The organism is Mucilaginibacter sp., assembly GCF_028288185.1.
Classification (GTDB): Bacteria; Bacteroidota; Bacteroidia; order Sphingobacteriales; family Sphingobacteriaceae; genus Mucilaginibacter.
In genome coordinates this window covers 23,582-31,542 of the sequence record NZ_JAQBOF010000017.1, presented here as the reverse complement: position 1 = coordinate 31,542, position 7,961 = coordinate 23,582, and the positions used below count along the sequence as shown (strand labels likewise).

General features: G+C 40.0%; 8 protein-coding genes. 2 read left to right on the top strand and 6 right to left on the bottom strand.

Annotation, left to right across the window (positions count from 1 at the left end; translation table 11 throughout):
- The 3 genes from dnaA to JWQ34_RS07315 form a co-directional block, all read right to left on the bottom strand.
- On the bottom strand, positions 1 to 1,172 hold a 1,172-nt coding region (gene dnaA / locus JWQ34_RS07325; protein WP_299356002.1), incomplete at its 3' end, for a chromosomal replication initiator protein DnaA.
- A gap of 367 nt (positions 1,173 to 1,539) precedes the next feature.
- Complete coding sequence (locus JWQ34_RS07320; RefSeq protein WP_299356000.1) at positions 1,540 to 3,084, bottom strand: methylmalonyl-CoA mutase; 1,545 nt, start codon at positions 3,082 to 3,084, stop codon at positions 1,540 to 1,542.
- Between the two features lie 5 nt (positions 3,085 to 3,089).
- Complete coding sequence (locus tag JWQ34_RS07315) at positions 3,090 to 3,620, bottom strand: hypothetical protein (protein WP_299355998.1); 531 nt, start codon at positions 3,618 to 3,620, stop codon at positions 3,090 to 3,092.
- A 93-nt stretch (positions 3,621 to 3,713) separates the two neighbouring features.
- On the opposite strand from JWQ34_RS07315, the gene JWQ34_RS07310 reads away from it, so the two are divergent.
- Complete coding sequence (locus JWQ34_RS07310; protein WP_299355996.1) at positions 3,714 to 4,067, top strand: iron-sulfur cluster assembly accessory protein; 354 nt, start codon at positions 3,714 to 3,716, stop codon at positions 4,065 to 4,067.
- A gap of 115 nt (positions 4,068 to 4,182) precedes the next feature.
- On the opposite strand, the gene JWQ34_RS07305 is transcribed toward JWQ34_RS07310, so the two are convergent.
- A complete protein-coding gene (locus JWQ34_RS07305; protein ID WP_299355994.1) occupies positions 4,183 to 4,695 on the bottom strand; it encodes a DUF3347 domain-containing protein in 513 nt (170 codons plus the stop codon).
- A 142-nt stretch (positions 4,696 to 4,837) separates the two neighbouring features.
- Between JWQ34_RS07305 and JWQ34_RS07300 the strand changes: the two genes are divergently transcribed.
- Complete coding sequence (locus JWQ34_RS07300) at positions 4,838 to 6,079, top strand: ABC transporter permease (protein WP_299355992.1); 1,242 nt, start codon at positions 4,838 to 4,840, stop codon at positions 6,077 to 6,079.
- Between the two features lie 85 nt (positions 6,080 to 6,164).
- Here the strand turns inward: JWQ34_RS07300 and JWQ34_RS07295 are convergent, their stop codons facing one another.
- Both JWQ34_RS07295 and rfbB read right to left on the bottom strand, forming a co-directional pair.
- The gene (locus JWQ34_RS07295; protein WP_299355990.1) at positions 6,165 to 6,908 is read right to left on the bottom strand and encodes a CpsB/CapC family capsule biosynthesis tyrosine phosphatase; all 744 of its coding nucleotides are present in this window, start codon (positions 6,906 to 6,908) and stop codon (positions 6,165 to 6,167) included.
- Positions 6,909 to 7,961 (bottom strand): dTDP-glucose 4,6-dehydratase, encoded by a 1,053-nt coding sequence (gene rfbB, locus JWQ34_RS07290; protein ID WP_299356004.1) that lies wholly within the window; start codon positions 7,959 to 7,961, stop codon positions 6,909 to 6,911. It lies immediately after the preceding gene.

Sequence of the window (7,961 nt, the reverse complement as noted above, 5' to 3'; positions counted from 1 at the left end):
CAAACCAAGTTTTGGATATACTCCATTGAAATTTCTTTCGATGAGTTTTTTACAAAATTCTTCAGCATCTGCTTGGCCAGGTTCAGGTCAATCTCCTTACGGTTAAGGGTTGATTGTGCCAGTAATGATACCATCGCGCCCTCCAGCTCACGCACGTTGTTATCAATATTGTGCGCAACGTATTCAATTACATCATCGCTCAACTCAATACCATCCTGGTAAGTTTTATTTTTAAGGATAGCCATACGGGTTTCCAGATCAGGGATCTGCAAATCAGCCGAAAGGCCCCATTTAAATCTTGATAGCAAACGCTCCTCTAAACCGGCAAGGTCTTTTGGCGCTTTATCAGATGTAATGATCAGCTGCTTGCCGGATTGATGCAGGTGATTGAAGATATGGAAAAAGAAATCCTGTGTTTTTTCTTTACCGGCAAAGTTGTGCACATCATCCATGATCAGCACGTCAATAGCCTGGTAAAAATTCACAAAATCATTTATATTATTATGCTTTAAGGCATCAACAAATTGCTGTGTAAATTTCTCGCATGATACGTATAGCACCAGCTTATCGGGCAATGAGCGTTTAATTTCATTACCAATGGCTTGTGCCAGGTGGGTTTTACCTAAACCTACGCCACCATATATCATTAACGGGTTAAATGAGGTACCGCCCGGTTTGGCAGCAACAGCATATCCTGCTGAGCGCGCTAAACGGTTACAATCGCCTTCAACAAAATTTTCGAAAGTATATTGACGGTTTAATTGCGGGTCAACATTCAGTTTTTTAAGTCCGGGAATTACAAAGGGGTTCTTAATATCCTTATTTATAGAAATAGGAATGGGCATTGACTGATGTTTTGACTCTGCGCCGTTACCGTTTGAAGGCATATTAGTTGTATATGGTTTGCTGGCCGATGATTGCTCAACTACAATGTTATATTCTAAACGCCCCTCATCGCCCAATTGTTTTTTTATTGTTTTACGCAGCAGCTGAACATAATGTTCTTCCAGCCATTCGTAAAAGAATAAACTAGGTACTTGTATAGTAAGGACGCTACCTTCCATACGTAATGCTTTAATTGGTTCGAACCAGGTTTTAAAGCTTTGCGCAGGGATGTTGTCTTTTATTATTTGAAGGCAGCTATTCCAGACGTTAGTACAAGTTTTTTCCATATATGTTTTTAGTAAAAGATTGATTTTCAACCCCCCAGCGACACTTTCATTGGGATTGCTACGGAACATCGAATATTCGGAAAAAAAGCGAATTAAAAAATTCTTTTTTCACTTTTTATGAAAATAAATTTAAAAAAAAGTGCTTTAAATATTGTATAATTCTAAAGATTAAAAGTTATATTTCGCATGAAACAAACGCCATCATATCCCCTTTAATAGTAAACATTGCGTTTCTGGCTGTTTTAGCCACATTATTGTTACGTATGTCAAATTTTGTGGACTTAACACATTCTTAACAAGGAGGCAACATTGCCTTAATTCTAGGAATGTCTACAATTCAGGTGGATTTACAATATTCCTAATTGCTCTAATATTCACCAAAAACGGTGCGAAGGGTGTCGGCAATTTCGCCTAGTGTGGCATAACTTTCAACCGCTGTTAATATATAAGGCATTAAATTCTTACTACCATTTGCCGCTTCTTTTAATTTTTTAAGGTTGTTTGCTACCGCGATGTTATCCCTTTGGGCTTTTAGTGCGGTAATTTTTTCTATTTGGTGCGTGCGGATAGAATCGTCAATCCTAAAAACATTTGTAAGCGGTACTTCTTCCTGCACAAACTTATTTACACCGACTATTACTTTTTCGCCGCTTTCAATTTCGTTTTGATATTGGTAGGCAGAGCTTGCTATCTCCTGTTGAATATAATCCTGCTCAATAGCTTTTACCGAGCCGCCCATGGCATCTATCCTATCTATATATAATTGCGCCGCTGCTTCCAGTTCATCGGTTAGCGCCTCTATAAAGTATGATCCTGCTAGGGGGTCAACCGTATCAGTAACACCGCTTTCAAAAGCAATGATCTGTTGAGTACGCAAAGCAATCTTCGCGGCGGCCTCTGTTGGCAGAGCGATAGCTTCGTCATACCCATTGGTATGTAATGATTGCGTACCACCTAATACCGCCGCCAGCGCCTGGGTGGTTACCCGCACTATATTATTCATGGGTTGCTGCGCGGTTAGGGTTGAGCCACCGGTTTGCGTATGAAACCGCAGTTTTTGCGCGCTTGCATCAGTAGCGCCTAATTCTTTGGTAATACATGCCCACATGCGCCTTGCGGCTCTAAACTTGGCTATCTCCTCGAAAAAATTATTGTGGCAATTAAAAAAGAAGGAAAGTCGCTTTGCGAAAACATTTATATCCAGTCCTTTAGTCAACGCTGCCTTCAAATAGGCCTTGCCATTAGCCAAAGTAAAGGCCAGTTCCTGCACCGCAGTAGATCCCGCTTCCCGGATATGGTAGCCGGATATGGATATGGTATTCCACTTGGGTACTTCTTTACTGCAATATTCAAACACATCGGTTATTAACCGCATAGATGGTGCAGGCGGATATATATAAGTACCGCGCGCGGCATACTCCTTTAATATATCGTTTTGTACGGTGCCCGATAATTCATTTAAGTTGGCGCCCTGCTTTTTTGCTAACGCGATATACATGGCCAGCAAAATTGGCGCGGTAGCATTAATGGTCATCGACGTGGTGATATCCTTTAGCTCAATACCATCAAATAATATCTCTATATCTTTTAATGAATCAATAGCTACACCAACTTTACCCACCTCACCCTCGGACAGTTCATGGTCAGAGTCATAACCTATTTGTGTAGGCAAATCAAAAGCTACCGACAGGCCCATAGTACCCTGGCTCAATAAATAATGGTAACGTTTGTTTGATTCTTCGGCGGTGGAGAAGCCGGCGTATTGCCGCATGGTCCAGGGTTTTCCCCGGTACATATCTTTTTGTATACCGCGGGTATATGGAAACTCGCCGGGCAATTCGTTCATTTTAGAAGGTTCGGTATAAACCTCTTTAATTTCAATACCCGATGTAGTTGTACGTTTACCCGCCATTGCTGCTAAAATAATTCTTCCAGTTCTTTACGGATCAAACTCAGGCCAATATCATACGGGTTATTATCCGACTGGCTTATATGCGTCAATATAGTTTTGCTTAGCTCCAAGCCGGTAGCGGTTTCGGGCAGATTTTTAATAGCACTGTTTACTATGCCCAGGGTTTCGTCTTTTAAACGTTTTACAATCGTCCAGGTATTTGCACTTACATAAATTTGTTGTGTTACGTTGTGCTGATACTCGTTACGCAGTTCGGCTACTATCAGCATATATAATTCGGCAGCCGAGTAATCGGGGTTATTTAGGCGGACAAGGAGGTTAGCCGGGTTAATACGCTCTATAAATAATACCACACGCTCATAAGCCTGTAGCTTTAACGGCAATGTTTGGCTACTGATGGTTTTTTTCAGTTCTATCAATTGTATATTTTCAGACCGGTCTAAATATGGTTTTAATAAATAGAAGGCTATCCATACCACACCAAGGCCGGCAACCGTGTATTTTACAATATCTAATAAATAAGTATATGCTACCATGTTAAGTTTAATGTTAGGCGCAGGTCATAAATAATACTGCGGAAACAAAAATCCGCATTTTACCTTATATTTGTGTAGTTAATTAAAAATAAGATGAGTACTGCTGTTGAAATTGCACCCGCACCGGTTACCCTTACAGAAGGAGCCGTTAAAGAATTACACAAATTAAGAGATCAGCAAGAAATTGGCGACGATTTTGGCTTGCGCATTGGCGTTGAAGGTGGTGGCTGCTCTGGCATGAGCTACGTTTTAGGTTTCGACCAGAAAAAAGATGGCGACCAGGAATATCAAATAAACGGCTTGCGTGTTTTTATGAACAAAGCACACGGCATGTATTTAATGGGTATGGAAGTAAATTTCCAGGATGGCTTAAATGCCCGTGGCTTTACATTTGCTAATCCTAATGCGGCAAGTACCTGCGGTTGCGGCACTTCGTTTGCGGTATAACTTTTTTTAGAATCAAGATACAAGAGTCAAGATTTAAGACCTAAGCAGGTGTTAAATCTTAACTCTTTTTAGTTATCGGCCATCTAACCAACTCCTGATTCTTGGCTCTATTCCTCTAGTTCGCTGCCTTCAAAACTTCTTTAACACTCCCGCAATCCAACATACTTTTACCATAGTAAGGATTTTCAATTGCCGGCTTATCGCTTAACCAACTGGCCTTTTTCATGGGGCAATACTCCCAATAAATTGCTGTGTTATTTACAGGTAACGCTTTTAATACCGCGTACATGTTTTTTGAAAGCGATGCAAAATGTTCACGCTGGTGATCGATTGCTGTTGTTTCGCTAATGTGGCGACTATCAAAGCTTAGTTTATCAACATAGCTTTTCCAGATTGTTTGTTGCTTGGCCGACATATCTTTAACCGGTACAGTGCCAATTTGTGCATATAAAAGTTTTGCTTTACTTTCTGCAACCGCACCATCGTCAGCTGTTAACGCACTCTTTACATCTAAATAAGTTGTAACAACATTGTTTATTGATGTACTTACGGCAGGTGCCTGGGCGCGTGCATTAGCAACTATTATTAATAATAGCAGGGTTGTAAATATTGATCTGATAGTTTTCATGATGTTTCAATTAATAATGTGAATTTACCACATTCCTGTCATTTAACAATATTAGGTTTAAAGCTTACTATTTTAATACTTAAAAACTGTAACAAACCGGCACCTTGAACACTCTTATCCTTAAGTTTTTTATATTTATACCATGCCGGTAAAAACCACTCTTAGAGAAAACATATCCATAGCCCTGCAATCTATAGCGGGAAACCGACTACGCACATCGCTTACATCGTTAATTATCGCTATCGGTATTATGGCTTTAGTGGGCATATTAACCGCGATTGAAGGTATAAAACAATACACTACCGATGCTTTTTCAAGTTTAGGGGCTAACTCTTTTACCATCCAAAACCGTGGGTCGGGGGTTAATTTTGGTAACGGAGGGCACAGAAAAAGATATCCATCAATACGGTATGACCAAGCCCAACGCTTTAAAACACTATATAAGCTCCCGGCATTAGTAGCTATAAATTTAGATATATCCGGATCTGCTATTGCCAAGTACGGTAGTGAAAAAACCAATCCAAACATCCAGATAACCGGCACTAACGAAAACTATTTGCAAACTAATGGCTACAAATTGGCGTTAGGTCGTAATTTCTCAGAATCTGAGCTGGAGTATGGCGCCAATGTGGTTATTATTGGTGATGAGATGAAAACCAAGCTTTTTAAAAACAGCGACCCTATTAATAAGTCGATCTTTGTTGGCAGTAATAAATTTAGGGTGATCGGCGTTTTTGCATCCAAAGGCAGCTCCAGTTTAGGTGGTGGCGACAGGTTGTGTACCATACCTATATTAAAAGCTAAACAAATATCAAATATAACCAACCCATCATTCGCGGTTACAGTAATGGTTACCAGCGGCGGCAGTTTTGACGCAAGTATTGGCGAAGCTACCTCGCTTTTCAGAAACATACGTAGCCTACCGGTAGGCAGTGCCGATAATTTTGAAATTACACGCAGCGACTCGGTACAACAACAACTGTCCGGACAATTAACAGGAATGACCATAGCTGGTTTTGGCATAGGTATAATTACTTTAATTGGCGCGGCTATTGGCCTTATGAATATTATGCTCGTATCGGTAACAGAACGCACCCGCGAAATTGGTATACGCAAAGCCATTGGTGCTACGCCGGCAGTTATACGCAAGCAGTTTTTAATAGAGGCTATTGTAATATGCCTTATAGGTGGTATAGGCGGCATTATACTGGGCATGGCTATGGGCAATCTCATAGCTATACAAATAAGCGGCAAATTTATTGTTCCGTGGTTGTGGCTTTTTTCGGCTATCGCGCTTTGTACCTTAATTGGCCTGATGTCGGGTTTTTATCCTGCTAAAAAAGCCTCCAGACTTGACCCGGTTGAGGCTCTGAGATACGAATAGGTTTAATGTGCAGATATGCGGATGTGCAAATATGCAGATGAATTAAGGGATAAATAGTTAAATAAGCATTTGCCTATCTGTATATCTACTTCAGCATTATATTTTTAAGCGGATAATTAGAAAGGATTTTTTGCAGATGCGGAAAATTCAAAGCATCCTTAAATGCTGCCGCATGGCGCTGGTGGTGCATATCACTTGATATAAAGTCAACTATGTCATTATCAATCATAGCCTCTGCCTTTTTCTTAACGTCCTTACCGTAATAGCCGGTTAATGATATGGTGTTTAGCTGCATATTACAACCCCAGGCACGTAAATTGGCCATTTCTTCCACTGTCATGTAAGCATATCTTTCAGGATGTGCCAATATGGGTTTGTAATCACCCCACTCTATCATTCTTTGTATAACCTCAAATGCATTGGGCGGGGGGCTAATAAATGAATATTCAAAAAGGGCATAATTATCGCCCATGGCCATTAATTTTTTTTCGTTCACACGTTTCTCAAAAGTTTCATCAAAATAATGTTCGGCAGCAGCTTCAATTTCTATATCGATGTTTTGTTTTTTTAACTCGGCTTTTAATATTTCAAGCGCGCCGTTAATTGTTTCAGGCGTGTTTCTGTAAAAATCAACCATTATATGCGGGGTAGCAATGATTTTTTTTATGCCCAGATCCATCATTTTCCTAATCAGGTATATAGACTCCTCCAGATTTTGTGCTCCATCGTCAATACCCGGTAAAACATGCGAATGCATATCAACTATGACCGACTCATAATTAAAATCCGGATTTACCTTATTTCCTTTCTTTTTAAAGAAATTTAACATTTAGCGATTATTATATTGTTCTGTATAATACTGCTGGTAATTGCCTGATGTTACATCGGTTAACCATTCTTCGTTTGCCAGATACCAGTCAACAGTTTTTTCAAGCCCTTCTTCAAAAGTAATGCTCGGCACCCAGCCTAGCTCTTTTTGTAGCTTGGTGGCATTAATGGCATAACGCAAATCATGGCCGGCTCTATCTGTAACAAAAGTTATCAATTGCGCCGATTCACCATCTTCCCTGCCCAGCTTCTTATCCATTATAGTACACAATGCTTTAATAAGGTCTATGTTTTTCCACTCGTTATGACCACCAATGTTATATGTTGTACCGGTTGCAGCTTTATGAAATATCAAATCAATTGCGCGGGCATGATCTTCAACCCATAACCAATCTCTTATATTTTCGCCCTTTCCATATACAGGTACTGCTTTTTTCTGCTGTATATTATGAATAGCCAGCGGTATTAACTTTTCGGGAAAATGGAATGATCCGTAATTGTTGGAGCAATTAGATATCACAGTATCCATGCCATAAGTGTCATAATAGGCCCTTACAAAATGATCTGAACTGGCTTTTGATGCTGAATAAGGCGAATGGGGATCGTAAGCCGTATCTTCGGTAAACATACCCTCCTCGCCTAAAGTACCATAAACCTCATCAGTTGATACATGATAGAAACGTTTTTTATCATATTGGCCCTTCCAATTTTCGCGGGCGGCGTTTAGTAAATTTACCGTACCCACAACATTAGTCATAACAAACTCCAGCGGATTGGTTATTGATCTATCTACATGCGACTCGGCAGCCAAATGTATAACAGCATCGGGCTGCTCTTCAGCAAAAAGCTGTTGAATGAATTTCAGATCAACTATATCGCCTTTTACAAATTTATAATTAGGCGCATTTTCAATATCCTTTAAATTGGCGAGGTTACCGGCGTAAGTAAGTTTATCTAAATTGATAATACTGTATTCAGGGTAATTTTTTACAAACCTGCGCACCACATGCGATCCTATAAAACCAGCTCCGCCGGTAATAATAATTTTTTTCAT